The 20,174-nt window shown below is 55.9% G+C and carries 18 protein-coding genes; 10 read left to right on the forward strand and 8 right to left on the reverse strand.

Features of this window, described 5'->3' with window-relative positions:
• Positions 1-2: 2 nt before the first annotated feature.
• The 4 genes from nagZ to ACQG0T_RS08475 all read left to right on the forward strand — a co-directional run bounded on the left by nagZ (position 3) and on the right by ACQG0T_RS08475 (position 3,876).
• Positions 3-1,028: a beta-N-acetylhexosaminidase gene (gene nagZ, locus ACQG0T_RS08460; protein ID WP_003857934.1), complete on the forward strand. Its 1,026-nt coding sequence runs from the start codon at positions 3-5 to the stop codon at positions 1,026-1,028.
• Positions 1,029-1,059: 31 nt separating this feature from the next.
• Entirely contained in the window at positions 1,060-1,602 is a 543-nt protein-coding gene (gene ycfP / locus ACQG0T_RS08465; protein WP_006809239.1) for an alpha/beta hydrolase YcfP, read from the forward strand.
• A gap of 236 nt (positions 1,603-1,838) precedes the next feature.
• On the forward strand, positions 1,839-3,143 hold the full coding sequence (locus ACQG0T_RS08470) for an NAD(P)/FAD-dependent oxidoreductase (RefSeq protein WP_017693633.1): 1,305 nt from the start codon (positions 1,839-1,841) through the stop codon (positions 3,141-3,143).
• A gap of 193 nt (positions 3,144-3,336) precedes the next feature.
• A complete protein-coding gene (locus ACQG0T_RS08475; protein ID WP_017384715.1) occupies positions 3,337-3,876 on the forward strand; it encodes a glycine zipper 2TM domain-containing protein in 540 nt (179 codons plus the stop codon).
• 60 nt (positions 3,877-3,936) lie between these two features.
• On the opposite strand, the gene ACQG0T_RS08480 is transcribed toward ACQG0T_RS08475, so the two are convergent.
• Positions 3,937-4,572: a TetR/AcrR family transcriptional regulator gene (locus ACQG0T_RS08480; protein ID WP_015570813.1), complete on the reverse strand. Its 636-nt coding sequence runs from the start codon at positions 4,570-4,572 to the stop codon at positions 3,937-3,939.
• A gap of 245 nt (positions 4,573-4,817) precedes the next feature.
• On the opposite strand from ACQG0T_RS08480, the gene bhsA reads away from it, so the two are divergent.
• Positions 4,818-5,075, forward strand: a complete 258-nt coding sequence (gene bhsA / locus ACQG0T_RS08485; protein WP_006809234.1) for a multiple stress resistance protein BhsA — start codon at positions 4,818-4,820, stop codon at positions 5,073-5,075.
• 77 nt (positions 5,076-5,152) lie between these two features.
• Here the strand turns inward: bhsA and ldtC are convergent, their stop codons facing one another.
• From ldtC to ACQG0T_RS08500, 3 genes are all read right to left on the reverse strand, one after another.
• Positions 5,153-6,118, reverse strand: a complete 966-nt coding sequence (ldtC, locus tag ACQG0T_RS08490) for a L,D-transpeptidase LdtC (protein ID WP_023303432.1) — start codon at positions 6,116-6,118, stop codon at positions 5,153-5,155.
• Between the two features lie 145 nt (positions 6,119-6,263).
• Positions 6,264-9,710, reverse strand: coding sequence for a transcription-repair coupling factor (mfd, locus tag ACQG0T_RS08495; protein ID WP_271040673.1), 3,447 nt, complete (start codon positions 9,708-9,710; stop codon positions 6,264-6,266).
• Positions 9,711-9,855: 145 nt separating this feature from the next.
• Positions 9,856-10,929, reverse strand: a complete 1,074-nt coding sequence (locus ACQG0T_RS08500) for an acyltransferase family protein (RefSeq protein WP_047717647.1) — start codon at positions 10,927-10,929, stop codon at positions 9,856-9,858.
• A gap of 256 nt (positions 10,930-11,185) precedes the next feature.
• Here ACQG0T_RS08500 and lolC point away from each other — a divergent pair, with 256 nt between their 5' ends.
• Genes lolC through cobB form a run of 5 tightly spaced genes read left to right on the forward strand, consistent with a single transcriptional unit; the run spans position 11,186 to position 16,125 of the window.
• On the forward strand, positions 11,186-12,385 hold the full coding sequence (gene lolC, locus ACQG0T_RS08505; protein ID WP_102990582.1) for a lipoprotein-releasing ABC transporter permease subunit LolC: 1,200 nt from the start codon (positions 11,186-11,188) through the stop codon (positions 12,383-12,385).
• Positions 12,378-13,079 (forward strand): lipoprotein-releasing ABC transporter ATP-binding protein LolD, encoded by a 702-nt coding sequence (gene lolD, locus ACQG0T_RS08510; protein ID WP_015570809.1) that lies wholly within the window; start codon positions 12,378-12,380, stop codon positions 13,077-13,079. The genes lolC and lolD overlap by 8 nt, the downstream gene beginning before the upstream one ends.
• Positions 13,079-14,323: a lipoprotein-releasing ABC transporter permease subunit LolE gene (gene lolE, locus ACQG0T_RS08515; protein WP_017384711.1), complete on the forward strand. Its 1,245-nt coding sequence runs from the start codon at positions 13,079-13,081 to the stop codon at positions 14,321-14,323. The genes lolD and lolE overlap by 1 nt, the downstream gene beginning before the upstream one ends.
• A gap of 54 nt (positions 14,324-14,377) precedes the next feature.
• Complete coding sequence (gene nagK, locus ACQG0T_RS08520) at positions 14,378-15,289, forward strand: N-acetylglucosamine kinase (protein WP_023296317.1); 912 nt, start codon at positions 14,378-14,380, stop codon at positions 15,287-15,289.
• A gap of 14 nt (positions 15,290-15,303) precedes the next feature.
• Entirely contained in the window at positions 15,304-16,125 is an 822-nt protein-coding gene (gene cobB / locus ACQG0T_RS08525; protein ID WP_006809226.1) for a Sir2 family NAD+-dependent deacetylase, read from the forward strand.
• Positions 16,126-16,159: 34 nt separating this feature from the next.
• Here the strand turns inward: cobB and potD are convergent, their stop codons facing one another.
• Genes potD through potA form a run of 4 tightly spaced genes read right to left on the reverse strand, consistent with a single transcriptional unit; the run spans position 16,160 to position 19,968 of the window.
• Entirely contained in the window at positions 16,160-17,194 is a 1,035-nt protein-coding gene (potD, locus tag ACQG0T_RS08530; RefSeq protein WP_271040674.1) for a spermidine/putrescine ABC transporter substrate-binding protein PotD, read from the reverse strand.
• Complete coding sequence (gene potC, locus ACQG0T_RS08535; RefSeq protein WP_015570805.1) at positions 17,191-17,982, reverse strand: spermidine/putrescine ABC transporter permease PotC; 792 nt, start codon at positions 17,980-17,982, stop codon at positions 17,191-17,193. The genes potD and potC overlap by 4 nt, the downstream gene beginning before the upstream one ends.
• The gene (gene potB / locus ACQG0T_RS08540) at positions 17,979-18,836 is read right to left on the reverse strand and encodes a spermidine/putrescine ABC transporter permease PotB (RefSeq protein ID WP_015570804.1); all 858 of its coding nucleotides are present in this window, start codon (positions 18,834-18,836) and stop codon (positions 17,979-17,981) included. The genes potC and potB overlap by 4 nt, the downstream gene beginning before the upstream one ends.
• Positions 18,820-19,968, reverse strand: coding sequence for a spermidine/putrescine ABC transporter ATP-binding protein PotA (gene potA, locus ACQG0T_RS08545; protein ID WP_271040813.1), 1,149 nt, complete (start codon positions 19,966-19,968; stop codon positions 18,820-18,822). Before potA ends, potB begins: the two co-directional genes overlap by 17 nt.
• Positions 19,969-20,174: the final 206 nt, after the last annotated feature.

Genomic DNA, 20,174 nt, shown 5'->3' on the forward strand with positions numbered 1-20,174 from the left:
GTGTGGGTCCAGTAATGTTGGATGTCGAAGGGTTTGAGCTGGATGCGGAAGAGCGCGAAATTCTGGCGCATCCGCTGGTAGGGGGGCTGATTCTTTTCACCCGCAATTATCATGATCCGGAGCAGTTGCGTGAGCTGGTTCGCCAGATCCGTGCGGCGTCGCGCAATCACCTGGTGGTGGCCGTAGACCAGGAAGGTGGGCGTGTGCAGCGTTTCCGCGAAGGGTTTACCCGTTTACCCGCCGCGCAATCTTTTGCTGCGCTGCTGGGGATCGAAGAGGGCGGTCAACTGGCGCAGGACGCCGGCTGGCTGATGGCCAGCGAGATGATCGCCATGGATATCGACATCAGCTTCGCCCCGGTGCTGGACGTAGGACACATTAGCGCGGCAATTGGTGAGCGTTCGTATCATGACGATCCGCGTATTGCGCTGGCAATGGCGACGCGCTTTATTGACGGTATGCATGCTGCGGGCATGAAAACCACCGGCAAACATTTCCCGGGCCACGGGGCGGTGACGGCGGATTCCCATAAAGAAACCCCGCGCGATCCGCGCCCGGAAGCAGACATTCGCGCTAAAGACATGTCGGTTTTCCGCTCGCTGATCGCTGATAACAAGCTGGATGCCATCATGCCTGCGCACGTCATCTACAGTGAGGTCGATCCGCGTCCGGCCAGCGGCTCTCCGCACTGGCTGAAAACCGTGCTGCGTCAGGAATTAGGCTTCAATGGCGTAATTTTCTCTGACGATTTATCCATGGAAGGGGCGGCGATCATGGGAAGCTATGCCGAACGTGGGCAGGCTTCGCTGGATGCGGGTTGCGATATGATCCTCGTCTGCAATAATCGTAAAGGGGCGGTGAGCGTGCTGGATAACCTGTCGCCGATCAATGCTGAACGTGTTACACAATTGTATCATAAAGGTTCATTTAGTCGTCAGGAGCTGATGGACTCGGCGCGCTGGAAAACGGTAAACGCCCGGCTTGAAGCCCTGAACGAGCGCTGGCAGGCACATAAAGCAGCCCTTTAATTCATCCCGGAAGGCGTAGCGTGGTGAGACGATGATCATTTATTTACACGGTTTTGACTCAAACAGTCCTGGTAATCATGAGAAAGTGCTGCAATTGCAGTTTATCGATCCGGATGTCCGGCTGATCAGTTACAGCACACGTCATCCGAAGCATGACATGCAGCATCTGCTTAAAGAAGTGGATAAAATGTTGCAGCTCAATATCGACGATCGCCCGCTGATCTGCGGCGTGGGGTTAGGAGGATACTGGGCAGAGCGCATCGGTTTTTTGTGCGATATCCGTCAGGTCATTTTTAATCCTAACCTCTTTCCGAACGAAAACATGGAAGGCAAAATCGATCGCCCGGAGGAGTACGCCGACATCGCAACTAAATGCGTGAGCAATTTCCGTGAAAAGAACCGCGATCGGTGTCTGGTGATCCTCTCCCGCAACGATGAAGCGCTGAACAGCTCCCGCGCCGCCGAGCTTCTGCACCATTACTACGAAATTGTCTGGGACGAAGAGCAGACCCACAAGTTCAAAAACATTTCCCCGCACTTGCAGCGTATTAAAGCCTTTAAAACGCTGGGCTGATCTCCCTGAACCTGATAAAGGCCCGGTACGTGAAAGCGTACCGGGCCTCTTTTTTGTCAGAGTTGTCTACTTTTAAACCATCAAAACTTGATACATATCAATTTTGGTATGACCAATGCGCCTGACGTGCTATTCTCAATGAATCTGAATGGTTTCAGCGCAGTAACCTGTTGTTAATTAAGGGTTATTTATATAACTTTTAATTAACAATTGGTTAATAATTTGAGGGGGTCACGTTGACTACGCCATTGAAAAAGATAGTGATTGTCGGCGGTGGTGCTGGCGGACTGGAGCTCGCGACACAGCTGGGTAAGAAGCTGGGTCGCGGTAAGAAAGCCAAAATCACGCTGGTGGATCGTAACCACAGTCATCTGTGGAAGCCGTTACTGCACGAAGTGGCGACCGGGTCGCTGGATGAGGGCGTGGATGCGCTGAGCTATCTGGCGCATGCGCGTAACCACCACTTCCAGTTCCAGCTGGGTTCGGTGGTGGATATCAATCGTGAAAACAAAACCATCACGCTGGCTGAGCTGCGTGATGATAAAGGCGAGTTGCTGGTTCCTGAGCGCAAGCTGGCCTATGACACGCTGGTGATGGCCCTGGGCAGTACCTCCAATGATTTCAACACCCCAGGCGTAAAAGAGCACTGCATCTTCCTGGATAACCCGCATCAGGCGCGTCGTTTCCATCAGGAGATGCTTAACCTGTTCCTGAAGTACACCAACAACATGGGTGCTAACGGCAAGGTCAACATTGCTATCGTGGGCGGCGGCGCAACGGGCGTTGAATTATCGGCGGAGTTGCACAATGCGGTCAAACAGCTGCACAGCTACGGCTACAAAGGGCTGACTAACGAAGCGCTGAATGTGACGCTGGTGGAAGCAGGTGAACGTATTCTGCCTGCGCTGCCGCCGCGTATTTCCGGCGCGGCGCACAACGAGCTGACCAAACTTGGCGTGCGCGTGCTGACCCAGACCATGGTGACCAGCGCGGATGAGGGCGGCCTGCATACCAAAGACGGCGAATATATCCAGGCCGACCTGATGGTTTGGGCTGCGGGGATCAAAGCGCCTGATTTCATGAAAGATATCGGTGGGCTGGAGACGAACCGCATTAACCAGCTGGTGACAGAGCCGACGCTGCAAACCACGCGCGATCCGGACATCTTCGCCATTGGCGACTGTGCCTCCTGCGCACGTCCGGAAGGCGGATTTGTACCGCCTCGCGCCCAGGCCGCGCACCAGATGGCAAGCCTCGTGCTGCATAACATCCTGGCGCAGATGAAAGGCAAACCGATGAAAGCCTATGTCTACAAAGACCACGGCTCTCTGGTGTCGCTCTCAAACTTCTCCACCGTGGGCAGCCTGATGGGTAACCTGATGCGCGGCTCCATGATGGTGGAAGGGCGCATCGCCCGCTTCGTGTACATTTCTCTGTACCGTATGCACCAGATTGCGCTGCACGGCTACTTCAAAACCGGCCTGATGATGCTGGTTGGCCGCATCAACCGCGTGATCCGTCCACGCCTGAAGCTGCACTAATTTCTCTCTCCCTCCGGGCCCTCCGGAGGGAATTCTTAGCACATCATGCTGTGCATTTCCCTCCTGACGCTTAAGAGTTCTCTTAAACCCACGTTGTCCCGGTTAACAGCCCTGATTTTGATCCTTTATCTTATTGGCGAAGCGTTTATTGCGCTGCAAAATTGCTACCAATTGCAACAAAGGAGGAAGTCCCGTGAATAAATCAATGTTGGCGGGTATAGGGATTGGCGTCGCAGCTGCGTTAGGTGTGGCTGCCGTTGCCAGTCTGAACGTACTTGATCGTGGCCCGCAGTATGCGCAGGTGGTTTCCGCTACACCGATCAAAGAGACGGTCAAGACGCCTCGTCAGGAGTGCCGTAATGTTTCTGTCACCCACCGTCGTCCGGTTCAGGATGAAAACCGTATCGCTGGCTCCGTGCTGGGCGCGGTTGCTGGTGGGGTGATTGGTCATCAGTTTGGTGGCGGCCGTGGTAAGGATGTCGCGACGGTGGTTGGTGCGCTGGGTGGCGGTTATGCCGGTAACCAGGTACAGGGCGCGATGCAGGAAAATGATACCTACACCACAACGCAGCAGCGCTGTAAAACCGTGTATGACAAGTCTGAAAAAATGTTGGGCTACGACGTAACCTACAAAATTGGCGATCAGCAGGGCAAAATCCGCATGGATAAAGATCCTGGCACGCAGATCCCTCTCGACAGCAACGGTCAGCTGATACTGAATAACAAAGTGTAAAAAAGATGTTCTCTGAACTTAGCTCCTCATGCGCTCAGGCTGAGGAGCTTTTTTTTTGCGTCAGAGTTTAAGAAGTTCAGGCCACAGGCGCAGCGTTGTTTGCGTAATCCCCTGCAATTTTTCCAGCGTCGCGCCTTCACGGGCGCTGATGGACATCCCCTGTAAAATACAGCTCAGATACTGGGAAAGCTCCTGCGGACGGCAATGCGCCGGTATTTCGCCGCGCTGCTGACGCTGAGCCAGAAACGTGCTGAGCGTCTCCTCCTGCATCGCATGTCGCGATTTGACCGTGTTGGCAATCTCTTTAGACGATGCCGCGAGGGTCGCGGAGGTGTTGATCATAAAACAGCCCGCAGGCGTGTCCTTGCTGGTATAGCAGGTCGCGATTGCCGTGAAATAATCCTGCAATGCCTGCTCAACCGTTTTTTCTTCGCAGAACAGCTGGGCTTCATGTTTTGCCGCGAAGCGCGCGATGTATCTGTCCAGAACGGCCCGGAATAAGCCTTCTTTGTTGGTGAACTCTGCGTACAGGGTAGGGGCTTTCGCGCCCGTTGCTTCCACGAGATCGGAAAGCGACGTGGCTTCATACCCATGCTGCCAGAAGAGCGTCATGGCCTTATCGAGCGCCGCATCCCTGTCGAACACTTTTGGTCGGCCACGGCTTTTCTTCGCGCAACGCGTGACATCGGTTGTCATGTGCCGTTGGTCCTCTGTTGTTTTGTTGAATAGTCATTATAAAAATAAACGTCTGCAACGACCAGCGGTGATTTCTGAAAAATAATTTAATTTTATCTTTATGAAATATAAGGCAAATGAAATTAATTTAACGACCATTATAAAAATGGGTTGACGTGTGACCTGGATCACATCTATCATTTACCTATCGATCGTTAACTAAATAACTAACGACCACTACATCATCTGCCTAAAGGTATAAAATCATGAAAAACGTTAAAACCCTCATCGCTGCCGCCGTTCTGAGTTCACTCTCTTTCGCAAGCTTCGCTGCTGTTGAAGTGCAATCCACGCCAGCAGACCAGCAGAAAGTCGGTACCATCTCTGCCACTGCCGGGACTAATCTGGGCTCTCTGGAAGATCAGCTGGCACAAAAAGCTGACGAAATGGGTGCGAAATCATTCCGCATCACCTCTGTGACCGGTCCTAACACCCTGCACGGTACCGCTGTTATCTACAAATAAGCGTAACGCAACCCTCCGTTATGCCACTGCAATAAAAAACGCCCTGCTGATGCAGGGCGTTTGTCGTTATTACTGCTTTACATTGATTGCTGAGCAACCTCATGATGCCGCGTGACATCGGTTGGCATCCCCGAGCGCGCTTCCATCGCCCGCTCCATCACCGCGCCATCGGTATTGGCATTCGTTTTAAAGCTCACCATCGAGGCATTCAGATTAATCGGCAGCGTCTGCGGATCGTCATTGATGTTTTTCGATAGCGGCTGGTGGATCTCAACCAGACGGACGCCACCCGGCTCTTCAGACACTTTAATCGGCGTATTAATGATATTCACTTTCGTGCCAGGGGCGATCACGCGGTAGAGCGTTTTGATATCGTCATCGCGCAGGCGAATGCAGCCGGAGCTGACGCGCATCCCGATCCCGAAATCCGCATTCGTTCCGTGCAGAAGATAAACCCCACCGTATGCCGCCAGGCGAATCGCATGGTGCCCCATCGGATTATCCGGGCCAGCAGGCACCACGGCAGGCAGGTCGATACCTTGAGCTTTATAACGGGCGCGAATGTTTGCCGTCGGGGTCCAGGTTGGATTAGCGCGCTTATCAGAGACGGTGGTGACCATGGTAGGCGTGAGCGTATCGCCCCCCAACTGACCAATACCGATAGGGTAGACGGTCACTTCGTTCTTGCCCGGCGGGTAGTAATACAGACGCAGCTCGGCGAGGTTAATCACAATGCCCTGACGCGGCGCGTCCGGCAGGATGGTTTGCAGCGGAATCGTCAGTACGCTGCCTGCCCGGGGCACGTATGGATCTACGCCCGGGTTGGCCTGCAACAGCGCCAGGAACCCGACGTTATATTTTTTGGCAATCGCTTCCAGCGAACCGCCATCGTTTTCAACCACGTGAAAGCGGTTTTCACCTACGACGTTGCTGCCGGCAGGCGGAAGAGGCCAGGTATTTGCGCGAGCAGGGAGCGCGACGGCAACCGTCGCGGCCAGCGCAAACAGAGTTAACCAGCGGGTAAAACGCGAAGAAATCATCATTATCATAATCCATACAAATGATAAGGTTATTGTTTTTTAAGGCGTTAATGATAATTATGGCGAATGTATAGTCGGGAAGTTCGGGCGAAGTGCAAAGAGTTTGTAAATTGTCCCCCCGCCAGCCGGGCGCTGGCGGGGGATACCGTTATGCGATGGCGTTCTCTTCCAGCTGACGCATAAAGTTACGCACCCAGTCCATGCGGGTTTTACGTTCCGTCAGATCCTGAGTGAATTTCAGACGCGTCGGGCCATCAAGACGGAAATGCTGCGGCTGTTTTTGCAGGAGGCCAATCAGCCACATCGGATCGACGTGGTTCTTCTCGGCAAACTCAATGACGCCGCCTTTCTCATTGCCTTCAAGCTTGCGAATGCCCAGCTTCTGCGCCTGCTGACGCAGGCGGGCAATATCCAGCAGGTTGCGCGCCGCATCGGGCAATATCCCAAAACGGTCAATCAGTTCGACTTTGATCTCTTCCAGCTCGCCTTCGCTTTTCGCGCTGGCAATGCGTTTGTAGAACGACAGACGGGTATTCACGTCAGGAATAAAATCATCCGGCAGCAGAGAAGGCATGCGCAGTTCCACTTCGGTCTGCTGGCTGGTGAGATCTTCCAGAGACGGTTCACGTCCGGCTTTAAGCGCGTCGACGGCATTTTCCAGCAGCTCCATATACAGCGAGAAACCGATGGTTTCCATGGAGCCGCTCTGGTCTTCACCCAGCAGCTCACCGGCGCCGCGGATCTCCAGGTCGTGGGTCGCCAGCGCAAAGCCAGCACCCAGATCTTCCAGCGAGGCGATAGCTTCCAGACGCTTTTGCGCGTCGGTGGTCATCGCCTTCGGATGCGGCGTCAGCAGCCAGGCGTAGGCCTGATGGTGCGAGCGCCCGACGCGCCCGCGCAGCTGGTGCAGCTGGGCCAGGCCGAAGTGATCCGCACGTTCGATAATGATGGTGTTCGCCGTTGGAATGTCGATCCCGGTCTCAATGATGGTGGTACACACCAGCACGTTGAAACGCTGGTGGTGGAAATCGTTCATCACCCGCTCCAGCTCGCGCTCGCGCATCTGTCCGTGACCGATCGCGATGCGCGCTTCCGGTACCAGCTCTGCCAGCCTGTCGGCGGCTTTCTGAATATTTTCAACGTCGTTATACAGGTAATACACCTGGCCGCCGCGCAGCACTTCGCGCAGGATCGCCTCGCGCACCACCAGATTGTCGTACTCGCGAACAAAGGTTTTCACCGCCAGACGGCGCGCCGGTGGGGTGGCGATAATCGACAGATCGCGCATGCCGCTCATCGCCATGTTCAGGGTGCGCGGGATCGGCGTTGCGGTCAGGGTCAGAATGTCGACGTCGGCGCGCATCGCTTTGATGCGCTCTTTATGGCGCACCCCGAAGCGGTGCTCTTCATCCACGATCAGCAGCCCCAGATCTTTCCACTTCACGTCGCTTTGCAGCAGCTTGTGAGTGCCGATCAGAATATCGATTTTGCCTTCGCTTGCCTGTTCCAGGATTTGCGTCTGCTCTTTGGCGCTGCGAAAACGCGACAGCATCTCAATGCGCACCGGCCAGTTGGCGAAGCGGTCGCGGAAGTTGTCGATGTGCTGCTGGGCGAGGAGGGTAGTCGGCACCAGCACCGCCACCTGCTTGTTGTTTTCCACCGCCAGGAAGGCGGCACGCATCGCCACTTCGGTTTTGCCGAAGCCCACGTCACCGCAGACCAGGCGGTCCATGGCCAGCGGCTGGCACATGTCGCTCAGCACGGCGTTAATGGCCTGGGCCTGATCCGGCGTAGTTTCAAACGGGAAGCTGTCGCAGAACAGCTGATACTGCTCTTTATCATGCTTAAACGCATAGCCCTCTTTGGCCGCACGCTGGGCGTAAATATCCAGCAGCTCGGCGGCCACGTCGCGTACTTTTTCCGCCGCCTTCTGGCGCGCGCGCGCCCAGGCATCGCCGCCCAGCTTATGCAGCGGCGCGTTGTCTTCCGCGCCCCCGGCGTAGCGACTGATCAGGTGCAGGGACGACACCGGCACGTACAGTTTGGCGTCGTTGGCGTAGGTCAGCATCAGGTATTCACCTTTGATGCCGCCTGCTTCGAGGGTGGTCATCCCCTGATAGCGACCCACCCCGTGTTCCAGGTGAACGATCGGCTGACCGGGGTGCAGTTCGGCCAGGTTACGGATCAGGGTGTCCGGGTTGATGGTGCGACGGCTGTCCTGACGACGGCGCGCGACGCGCTCGCCCAGCAGGTCGCTTTCACAAATCAACGCCAGGTTATTGAGCGTATCAATGAATCCGTGCTCGGCGGCACCGATCATCAGGTAACGGCCATTTCCGGTCGCTTCGCTCAGGCGAAGAATGCGCTTCGGCGCAACTTTGATCCGTCCCAGCAGTTCGCCCAGCGCTTCACGGCGACCCTCACTTTCAACGGAGAAGACCACCGGCCCGGTGAAGGACTCAAGAAACTTGCGCAGATTATCAAGCGGGGATTTCTGCTGCGCCTGGACGGCCAGATCAGGCAGCGTCCGGAACGCGAGATTGGTGTTCGCCGCCTTCTCGGCAAGCGCGTCGGTTTTGAGCTGCATGCGCGGCCAGCGTTTCAGCTCGGCGTTGAGCTCGTCGGTACGTAGCCACAGCATTTCCGGCGGCAGCAGCGGACGCATCGGGTCAACGCCCCGGTTTTCAAAGCGGGCGCGCGTTTCGCTTTCAAAGCGGCTGGCACTGGCGTCGATATCCCCGGTGTTAACAATCAGCGTATTCGCCGGGAAGTAGCTGAACAGCGCCGGCAGCGGTTCGTTAAAGAACAGGGGCTGCCAGTACTCGATCCCGGCCGGAAGGGTGCCCTTGCTGACTTGCTGGTAGATATGTTCGGCATCGCGCTTCACGTCGAACCTGTCGCGCCACTGGCTGCGGAACAGCTCGATGGCGGTTTTATCCGTCGGGAACTCATGGGCGGGCAGTAGGTTAATGGAGTCCACTTCCTCCAGCGTGCGCTGGGTGTCAGCGTCGAACACGCGCAGGCTGTCGATCTCATCATCAAAGAAATCCAGACGATATGGCCGATCGCTGCCCATCGGATAGAGATCCAGCAGCGCACCGCGCGTCGCATATTCGCCGTGCTCCATCACCTGGTCGACATGTCGATAGCCGGCTCCGTCCAGCTGCACGCGCAGGGCATCGCGCGACAGGCGCTGGCCTTTTTTCATCACCAGCGCATGGCCGTGCAAATAGCTGTGCGGACAGACGCGCTGCATCAGGGTATTCACCGGTACAATCAACACGCCGCGCTGCATGGTGGGAAGCTGATACAGCGTCGACAGGCGCGAAGAGATGATCTCCTGGTGCGGAGAAAAACTGTCGTAGGGAAGCGTTTCCCAGTCGGCCAGGCTGAATACCAGACTGTCGGTGAACTGACGAATTTCGTCGTGCAGGCGCAGGGCGTTTTGCATGTCCGGGGCAACCAGCACCACCGGCCCTGGATGCCGCTCAGCAATTTCCGCCACCAGGGTGGCGCAGGCCGCGCCCGTGAGTTCGCCCAGCTGGCGCTGGTCGCCCGCTTTGACAGGCAAGGAGTAACGATAGTGTTCAGGCATGGCTATGTCAGAGTCTCTTGGGGATATACCAACAGTATTGGGGCATATCACTGATACGCAATGTCTTTATTATCCTCGATCGTTTTACATAAGCAAATCGTAACCGCACAAGAGGGAAAGTGCCCCCGGATGGGGGCCGAGGAGATTAACGGGTAGCAGTCTGTGGCGAAAGCCGCGCGGGAGGGGAGAAGAAAAGATCGCCAAAGAGGGCGGTCGAGAGCTTACGTGCCCCCAGCCCAACCAGCGTGCAGACGAGCAGGCTGATAAACGGGTAGACCAGAATCAGCGTTAACTCCGCCCAGATCGGCCAGTACGCCGCATTCATTTCGCGGATCAGGAGCAGGCTAAACGCCTCAATTAAAATGCGGTGGGTGGTATAAATCGCGATGGTGTTTGAACCGATGACGTTCAGCAGGTTATTGGGATGAACGGCATAACGCTGCTCGAAGCTGTAAAAGAGCTTCATGATAACTACGATTGACAGCAGAGAGAGCGGCAGAGGGACGTTAGCGAACCACAGCACCACAGACACCGCACCAGAGGCGATGAGGATCAGCCAGCTGCGGCGCAAACTCATCCCTTTCATCCACGCCATCAACTGCGCGCCGTACCATGCGCCGAGGCTGTAGTAGACCATGTTGCGCACCACGCTGTTCATTCCCCACCACGGTAACGGCAGGAAGTTGATGGCGATGCTTGCCAGCGCCAGAAGCCCCAGCATCGGCAGTTTCCAGCGGCTCAGCAGCTTACAGAGCGTAAAGTAGACCACTAAGGCGTACAAATACCATAGGCTGGTGCTGGCCGTGAGCATTCCCCGTACAAACCCTGAAACGGAATCGGCGTAGGCCGCATTGGATGCTGTCGCCAGCTCTCGCTCGGGGGCGAGCCAGGCATTCAGATGAGTCAGCGCCTGCCATTGCAGGACGCCCCACAGGGCCAAAACCCAGACAATGCTCCAGATCCGCTTGTCGAGACTGGTGCGCCAGTTCACCTCGTCAATATATCGACGGATCAAATAGCCGGAGATAAAGAAAAACACCGGCATACGGAACGGGGCAAGGTAAAGATTAAAGTAGACCCAGCATTTGGCGAGCAGGCCCGATAACGGATGCTGTAGCTCGTCCAGGTGAGGATAAAAGGTGATCACCGAGTGGTAAATCACCACCAGGCAGATGCACAGACCTTTTATCTGGTTAATCCATAATGCTTTTTGTTTCATTGTGCGTGACGACCTTGTTGCCATAAACGAAAGGACGATTGTTGTAAAATGAAACCCTGATGTAACGGGTAACAGTCTGTATCAGGACGATTTTCGGAAAAGGTGGAGGCTGTCTGGCGGAAGTTCAGTCAGTAGCATGATGATTTATCTGAATTTTTCGGAAAAATGATTACCGAATCTTACGGTTTCAGTCATTTACGCTTAGCGGATTCGCTTATATACTCGTGGGTCTGCTATCAGCAAACAGACGGATTTCATGTATCAACCTGTCGCACTCTTTATAGGCTTACGTTACATGCGTGGGCGCGCCGCGGACCGCTTCGGTCGCTTTGTCTCCTGGCTTTCGACTATTGGCATTACGCTTGGCGTGATGGCACTGGTGACGGTGCTTTCCGTCATGAACGGCTTCGAGCGCGAGCTGCAAAACAATATCCTGGGGCTGATGCCGCAGGCCGTTCTCTCTTCCACTCAGGGTTCCGTTAATCCGCAACAGCTGCCGGAAAGCGCGGTGAAGTTACAGGGTGTCACGCGCGTTGCGCCGCTCACGACGGGCGATGTGGTGCTGCAAAGCGCCCGTAGCGTGGCGGTCGGGGTGATGCTGGGTATCGATCCGGCGCAAAAAGATCCGCTGACGCCGTTCCTGGTCAATGTGAAACAAACCGACCTGGAAGCGGGTAAATACAACGTCATCCTCGGCGAGCAGCTTGCCGGGCAGCTCGGGGTCAACCGTGGCGATCAGCTGCGTGTGATGGTGCCGTCAGCCAGTCAGTTTACGCCGATGGGGCGTCTGCCAAGCCAGCGCCTGTTCAACGTGATTGGCACGTTTGCGGCGAACAGCGAAGTTGATGGTTACCAGATGCTGGTTAACATTCAGGACGCCTCGCGTCTGATGCGCTACCCGGCGGGAAATATCACCGGCTGGCGTCTGTGGCTTGATGCGCCGCTGAAGGTGGATACCCTTAGCCAGCAGACGCTACCGGAAGGGACGAAATGGCAGGACTGGCGCGACCGGAAGGGCGAACTGTTCCAGGCCGTGCGCATGGAGAAAAACATGATGGGGCTGCTGCTGAGCCTGATCGTGGCCGTTGCCGCGTTTAATATCATCACCTCGCTCGGGCTGATGGTGATGGAGAAGCAAGGCGAAGTCGCCATTCTGCAAACTCAGGGGCTGACTCCGCGCCAGATCATGGCGGTATTTATGGTCCAGGGCGCGAGCGCTGGCATCATCGGCGCGCTGCTCGGCGCGGCGCTGGGGGCGCTGCTCGCGAGCCAGCTCAACAATCTCATGCCGATTATCGGCGCGCTGCTTGATGGCGCGTCGCTGCCGGTGGCAATCGAGCCGCTCCAGGTGGTCGGTATTGCGCTGGCCGCGATGGCCATTGCGCTGCTTTCTACGCTTTATCCTTCCTGGCGGGCTGCCGCCACTCAACCCGCTGAGGCTTTACGTTATGAATAAGATCCTGTTGCAGTGCGACAACCTGTCCAAACGCTATCAGGAAGGCACTGTGCAGACCGACGTGTTGCACAATGTGAGTTTTAGCGTGGGCGAAGGCGAGATGATGGCGATTGTCGGTAGCTCTGGCTCCGGTAAAAGTACGTTGCTGCACCTGCTTGGCGGGCTGGACACGCCAACCGAAGGCGATGTGATCTTCTCCGGGCAGCCGCTGAGTAAAATGTCGTCTACGGCGAAAGCCGAGCTGCGTAACCGCGAGCTGGGCTTTATCTATCAGTTCCACCATCTGCTGCCGGACTTTACGGCGCTGGAAAACGTCGCAATGCCGCTGCTGATTGGTAAAAAGAAACCCGCGGAAATTAATGCCCGCGCCAGCGACATGCTAAAAGCGGTAGGGCTGGGTCATCGCGGAAATCACCGTCCGTCTGAGCTTTCCGGCGGTGAGCGTCAGCGTGTGGCCATCGCCCGTGCGCTGGTCAACAACCCGCGCCTGGTGCTGGCGGATGAACCGACAGGTAACCTCGATGCGCGTAACGCAGACAGCATTTTCCAGCTTCTCGGCGAACTGAACGCCGCGCAGGGAACCGCGTTTCTGGTGGTCACCCACGATTTACAACTGGCTAAGCGGATGGGGCGTCAGCTGGAAATGCGCGACGGTCGTCTGAATGCTGAACTGACGCTGATGGGAGCGGAGTAATGGCTTCACCGTTATCGTTACTCATCGGGTTACGCTTTAGCCGCGGTCGTCGCCGGAGCGGGATGGTATCCCTTATCTCCGTGATCTCCACCATCGGTATCGCCCTGGGCGTGGCGGTGTTGATCGTGGGCTTAAGCGCCATGAACGGCTTTGAGCGTGAACTGAATAACCGCATTCTGGCCGTTGTCCCCCACGGTGAAATCGAGCCGGTTAACCAGCCGTGGTCCAGCTGGCGTGATGCCCTTAACAAAGTGGAAAAGGTGCCCGGCATTGCGGCGGCTGCACCTTACATCAACTTTACCGGGCTGGTAGAGAGCGGGGTAAACCTGCGCGCCATTCAGGTGAAAGGGGTAAATCCTCGTCAGGAAGAGCGTCTGAGCGCGCTGCCGCGCTATGTGCAAAATGGCGCATGGGCAAACTTTAAGGCTGGCGAGCAGCAGATCATCATGGGCAAAGGCGTTGCCGATGCGCTGAAGGTGAAGCAGGGCGACTGGGTCTCGATCATGATCCCGAACGCCAGCGCTGATCACAAATTGCAGCAGCCTAAGCGCGTACGTCTGCACGTCACCGGTATTTTGCAACTGAGCGGCCAGCTCGACCACAGCTTCGCGATGGTGCCGCTGGAAGATGCGCGCCAGTATCTGGATATGAGCGACAGCGTGACGGGCATTGCCATTAAGGTTAACGACGTCTTCAACGCCAATAAACTGGTGCGTGACGCTGGCAGCGTGACCAATAACTATGTCTACATCAAAAGCTGGATCGGCACTTACGGGTATATGTACCGTGATATCCAGATGATCCGCGCGATTATGTATCTGGCGATGGTGCTGGTGATTGGGGTGGCGTGTTTTAATATCGTCTCGACGCTGGTCATGGCCGTTAAGGATAAGAGCGGCGACATCGCCGTGCTGCGTACCTTAGGGGCGAAAGACGGTCTTATTCGCGCGATCTTCGTCTGGTACGGTTTGCTGGCGGGGCTGTTTGGCAGCCTCTGCGGCGTGGCGATCGGCGTGGTGGTTTCCCTTCAGCTGACGCCGATTATCAACGGGATTGAAGCGCTTATTGGCCATCAGTTCCTGTCAGGCGATATCTATTTTATTGACTTCCTGCCGTCTGAACTGCACTGGCTGGACGTTATTTATGTGCTGGTTACAGCACTTTTACTGAGTCTGCTGGCAAGCTGGTATCCGGCGCGTCGCGCAAGCCGAATTGATCCGGCGAGGGTATTAAGTGGCCAGTAATTTCGTCATGGTTTAGCGGTCTTTTGGCCGCTGAATCAAACAGAGGAATGCATCATGTATTACGGATTTGATATTGGCGGCACCAAGATTGCGCTCGGCGTGTTCGATAAAGACCTTAAGCTACAATGGGAAACCCGCGTACCCACGCCGCGCGAAAGCTACGATGAATTTTTAACCGCCATTGCCGCGCTGGTGGCGCAAGCGGATGAACGCTTTGGCGTCATAGGCAGCGTCGGCATTGGTATTCCGGGTATGCCCGAAACCGACGATGGCACGCTGTATGCCGCCAACGTTCCTGCCGCCAGCGGCAAACCGCTGCGTGCCGATCTCTCTGCTCTCCTTGAGCGCGACGTGCGCTTAGACAACGATGCCAACTGTTTTGCTCTCTCAGAGGCCTGGGACGACGAGTTTCGTCGCTATCCGCTGGTGATGGGGTTGATCCTCGGAACCGGTGTGGGGGGCGGGATAATCATTAACGGTAAGCCCATTACCGGGCGCAGCTACATTACCGGCGAATTTGGTCATATCCGTCTGTCGGTGGATGCGCTGGATGTTGTCGGACGTGATTTCCCGTTGATCCGCTGCGGTTGTGGTCAGCACGGCTGTATTGAGAGTTACCTTTCAGGCCGTGGGTTTGCATGGCTTTATGAACACTTCTATCATCAGAAACATGACGCCCCCCAAATCATTACCCTGTGGGAACAAGGGGATGCGCAGGCGCGAGAGCACGTTGAACGCTATCTCGACCTGCTGGCCGTGTGCCTGGGGAATATCCTGACCATCGTCGACCCGGATCTGCTGGTGATCGGGGGAGGGCTGTCAAATTTCACTGCGATTACGGAACAGTTGTCCGGGCGTCTGCCCCGACATTTATTGCCGGTCGCCCGCGTGCCGCGCATTGAGCGTGCGCGACACGGGGACGCAGGAGGCATGCGCGGAGCCGCATTCCTTCATCTCACCGATTAGTTTACGAGGTTATTATGCTGTCGCGTCGCCAGGGTCGACTCAGCCGTTTTCGCAAAAATAAACGCCGCTTACGTGAACGCCTGCGTCAGCGGATCTTTTTCAGAGACAGGATGATGCCAGAAGCGATGGATAAACCCAGAGTGGTGGTGTTGACCGGGGCGGGGATCTCCGCCGAATCCGGTATTCAGACCTTCCGCGCGGCGGACGGACTGTGGGAAGAACACCGAGTTGAAGATGTGGCGACGCCGGAAGGTTTCGCCCGCGACCCGGCGCTGGTGCAGGCGTTCTACAACGCCCGCCGTCGCCAGCTTCAGCAGCCGGAGATTGCGCCGAATGCGGCGCACCTGGCGCTGGCAAAGCTGGAGGAAGCGCTGGGGGATCGTTTTCTGCTGGTCACGCAGAACATCGACAATCTTCACGAAAGGGCCGGAAACCACAACATCATTCACATGCACGGCGAACTGCTCAAGGTGCGGTGCGCATGGAGTGGTCAGGTGCTGGACTGGAAAGAGGACGTGCTGGATGAAGACCGCTGCCACTGCTGTCAGTTCCCTTCGCGTCTGCGTCCGCATGTGGTCTGGTTTGGCGAAATGCCGCTGGGAATGGATGAGATCTACAGCGCCCTGGCTATGGCGGACGTCTTTATCGCCATTGGCACTTCGGGACATGTCTATCCGGCGGCAGGATTTGTTCACGAAGCGCGACTGCAAGGTGCCCATACGGTGGAGCTTAATCTGGAGCCAAGCCAGGTCGGGAGCGAGTTTGAAGAGAAACATTACGGTCTGGCGAGCGAGGTGGTGCCAGCCTTTGTGGATAAACTCCTGAAGGGGCTGTAAGAGTAACGGGCGACATTGCGTCGCCCGTTGTGCATTAACGGCCTGCTTTTAGCTTCTGATAATACTCTTCATACAGGCGGCTCGCGTCACCGACGTCGTTCTGCCATTCCCCTTTGCTGATGGTTTCAGCGTCCGGATAAAGCGATTTATCATTTGCCACTTCAGGGCTTAACAGCTTCCGCGCGGCCAGGTTTGGCGTCGGGTAGCCGATGGTTTCCGCCACCTCTTTTGCCACATCCGGGCGCAGCAGGAAATTGATCAGCTTCAGGGCGCCCTCGACGTTTTTCGCATTCGCCGGGATCGCGAGGCTGTCCATCCAGAAGATGCCGCCCTCCTTCGGCCAGACCACCTCCAGCGGCGTCCCGGCCTGACGCGCCACAAACGCAGAGCCGTTCCAGACCATACCCAGATTCACTTCACCTTCCATATACGGGTTAGCCGGGTTATCCGAGTTGAACGCCGCCACGTTTGGCATCAGCTTTTTCAGTTCGTTATACGCCGCTTCGATCTCTTTCGGATCGGTGGTGTTACCGGAATAGCCGAGTTTACGCAGCGCAACCTGGAACACTTCGCGCGCATCGTCGGATAACAGCAGGCTGCTTTTGTATTCCGGCTTCCACAGGTCAGCCCAGGATGAAACCGTTTTTGGATCAATGGCATCGCTGTTGACGCCAATTGCCGTCGCGCCCCAGATGTACGGAATGGAGTAGTCGTTGTTCGGGTCGAACGGCTTGTTTAGCATCTCAGGATCGAGGTTTGAAAAATTGGTTAGCTTCGTTTTGTCGATCTTCTGGATCATGCCTTCTTTGCGCATCTTGTCGACGAAATAGGTCGACGGCACCACCAGGTCATACGCGCCATCTTTATAGGTTTTGAGCTTGGCGTACATGGTTTCATTCGACTCGTAGGTCGAATAGATCACCTTGATGCCCGTCTCTTTGGTGAACTGCTCCAGCAGGCCCGGCGGCACATACTCGGTCCAGTTGTAGAAATAGAGCGTTTTGCTGTCATCAGCATGCGCGGCGCCCATTCCGAGCACCAGTGCCGCAGCGGCAAGCATTTTTTTCATTTCTGTGTCCCCTGAGATTTTGTTTTATCACGAGCAATAACCTGGCTGGCAATTACCAGAACCAGCGATAACACCAACAGAATAGTCGCCAGCGCGTTCACTTCGGGTGAAACACCGACTTTAACCATTGAGTAGATCTTCAACGGCAGAATTTCATAGCTCGGCCCGGTGACGAAGGAGGACACGACCACGTCGTCCATCGACAGGGTAAAACTGAGCAGCCATCCTGCTGCCACGGCGGGCATCGCCAGCGGCAGAATGATTTTGCGCAGAATGGTCATCTCGCTCGCACCCAGATCTTTCGCCGCTTCCAGCATGCGTACGTCGAACCCTTTCAGACGCGCGTAGACGGTTACCACCACAAACGGCAGACAGAAGGTGATATGCGAGAACAGCAGCGACCAGAAACCGAGCTGGACGCCCAGCAGCATAAACAGCACCAGCAGTGAAATGGCCATCACGATATCCGGGGACATCATCACCACAAACAGCATGCCACTGACGAACGGCTTACCGCGAAAACGGTAGCGGTACAGCGCCACGGCGGTCAGTGAGCCAATCAGCGTCGCGAAGGTGGCAGAAAATACCGCCATCGTCAGCGAGTGCTGAGCGGCCTGTAGCAGGCTGTCATTGTTCATCAGCAGGCCATACCATTTGGTGGTAAACCCTTGCCAGTTGATCCCGAAGCGTGAGCTGTTAAAAGAGTTCACGATCAAAATGATTATCGGAATATAGAGATACGCATAAATGGCGGTCATAAAACCGCCGCGAAGCAGTCGACCGATCATTCCAGCTCCACCTTCTTATTCAGCAGGCGTGATGCACGCCAGTAAACCAGCAGCATCAGCCCCATCACCACCGTCAGCGTTATGCTGGTGGCCGAGCCGAACGGCCAGTCGCGGATATTCAGGAACTGGCTCTTAATCACGTTACCGATCAGCAGGTTTTTCGCCCCGCCCATCAGGTCCGATACGTAGAACAGGCCCATCGCAGGCAGCATGACCAGCAGACAGCCGGCGATAATACCCGGCATGGTCAGCGGAATAATGATGCGGACAAAGGTTTGTAACTTACTGGCGCCCAGGTCTTTCGCCGCTTCCAGCAGCGGCTTATCGAGCTTTTCAATGCTGGAGTAGAGCGGCATCACCATAAACGGCAGCAGGATATAGACCAGGCCGACAATTACCGCGCCCGGGGTGAACATGATGCGGATCGGCGTCTCGATCACCCCCAGCCACAGCAGGAACTCGTTCAGATAACCTTTGGTGCTGAGAAAGATTTTCAGCCCGTAGATGCGGATTAACGAGTTGGTCCAGAAGGGTACAATCAGTAAAAACAGCAGCAGCGGCCGCACTTTTTGCGGCAGGCGGGCCAGGAACCAGGCGAATGGATACCCCAGCACCAGACAGGCGAGGGTGGCAATCAGCGCCATATTGAGCGAGTGCAGCAGCACGTCAAAATAGAGCGGATCGAGCAGGCGCGCGTAGTTGTCCAGCGTAAAGACCATCGTCACGAAGTTCGCGTCGTCGCGGGTCAGGAAGCTGGTCACGATGATCATCAGGTTGGGAAGAAAGACAAACAACACAAGCCAACCGACGATCGTGGCAATCACCACATTCTGGAACTTACTTGTGTTCTTCATCAGCCAGTACAACCTCCCAGCTTTCTACCCAGTTGATGACCATTTTCTGATCCAGCGAGTGGTCGAAGTCCGGATCGTCCTCGTTAAAGAACTCGCTGACCATCACCATTTTGCCGTTTTCCCGTTCCACAACGGATTCGAGGGTCATCCCTTTGTAGTTGCGTTCGCGAACGTAACCGATCAGACCTTCGACGTCAGCCGTGTCGTGGATCTCATCAACGCGGAGATCTTCCGGGCGCAGCAGGACGTTGAGCTTTTGACCCTTCTCGACGGCAAAGTTGACGGTAATATTGCATTCGCGGCCTTCCACGTTCGCGCGAACGCGCTGCTCGTCCAGACGCTCGATCACCGTGGCGTTAAAGATATTGATTTCGCCAATAAAGCTGGCGACGAACAGGTTTTTCGGCTCTTCGTAAATTTCACGCGGGGTGCCATCCTGCTCAATCTTGCCGTCGCGCATCACCACGATACGGTCTGACATGGTCAGGGCTTCTTCCTGATCGTGCGTGACAAACACGAACGTGATGCCGAGCTTACGCTGAAGCGCTTTCAGCTCGTTCTGCATCTGCTTGCGCAGCTTGTAGTCCAGCGCAGAGAGGGATTCATCCAGCAGGAGCAGGCGAGGTTTGTTGACCACGGCGCGGGCAATGGCCACACGCTGCTGCTGACCACCGGAAAGTTGATGCGGCTTGCGCTGGGCGAACGCCTCCAGCTGTACCATGCGCAGGGCTTCGGTAACCCGAGGTGGGATCTCGCTGGCCGGTGTTTTTTGCATCCGCAGGCCAAACGCCACGTTCTCAAACACGGTCATGTGCGGGAACAGGGCATAGCTCTGAAAGACGGTATTGACGTGGCGATCTTCGGCTGGAACCTGGGTTATGTCCTGGTTCTCAAGATGGATATGGCCGTTATCGACGCTTTCCAGCCCGGCGATAAGGCGCAGGACGGTGGTTTTGCCGCAGCCGGAGGGGCCGAGCAGCGTGAGAAACTCACCGTCATTGATGGTCAGATTAAGGTCGGAAATGACATCTTTGCCATCGAAACTTTTACGAATTCGTTCCAGTTGCACCAGCGGTGAAAGGGAACGGGGTTGTGTATTCAATTTTCGCGCTGTCCCATATAGACGCCTCAGGCAGCAGACTGAAGCGGGGTTTGTGTGTAACCACCTTGGTGACTCGTAATGAGGGCGGACATTCTACGGCAAACCCATTGAATCGCCAATCCTTCTCACTTATTCATAAGCTACATTTATTAACGCACAACGATATAAACGTAAAAAGTTCTCGTTTGCGGGATAAAAGTGACCTGACGCAATATTTGCGTTTTGCTGCTTAATGA

The organism is Enterobacter cloacae complex sp. 302F9 (assembly GCF_050030335.1).
Taxonomy (GTDB): Bacteria; Pseudomonadota; Gammaproteobacteria; order Enterobacterales; family Enterobacteriaceae; genus Enterobacter; species Enterobacter hormaechei_C.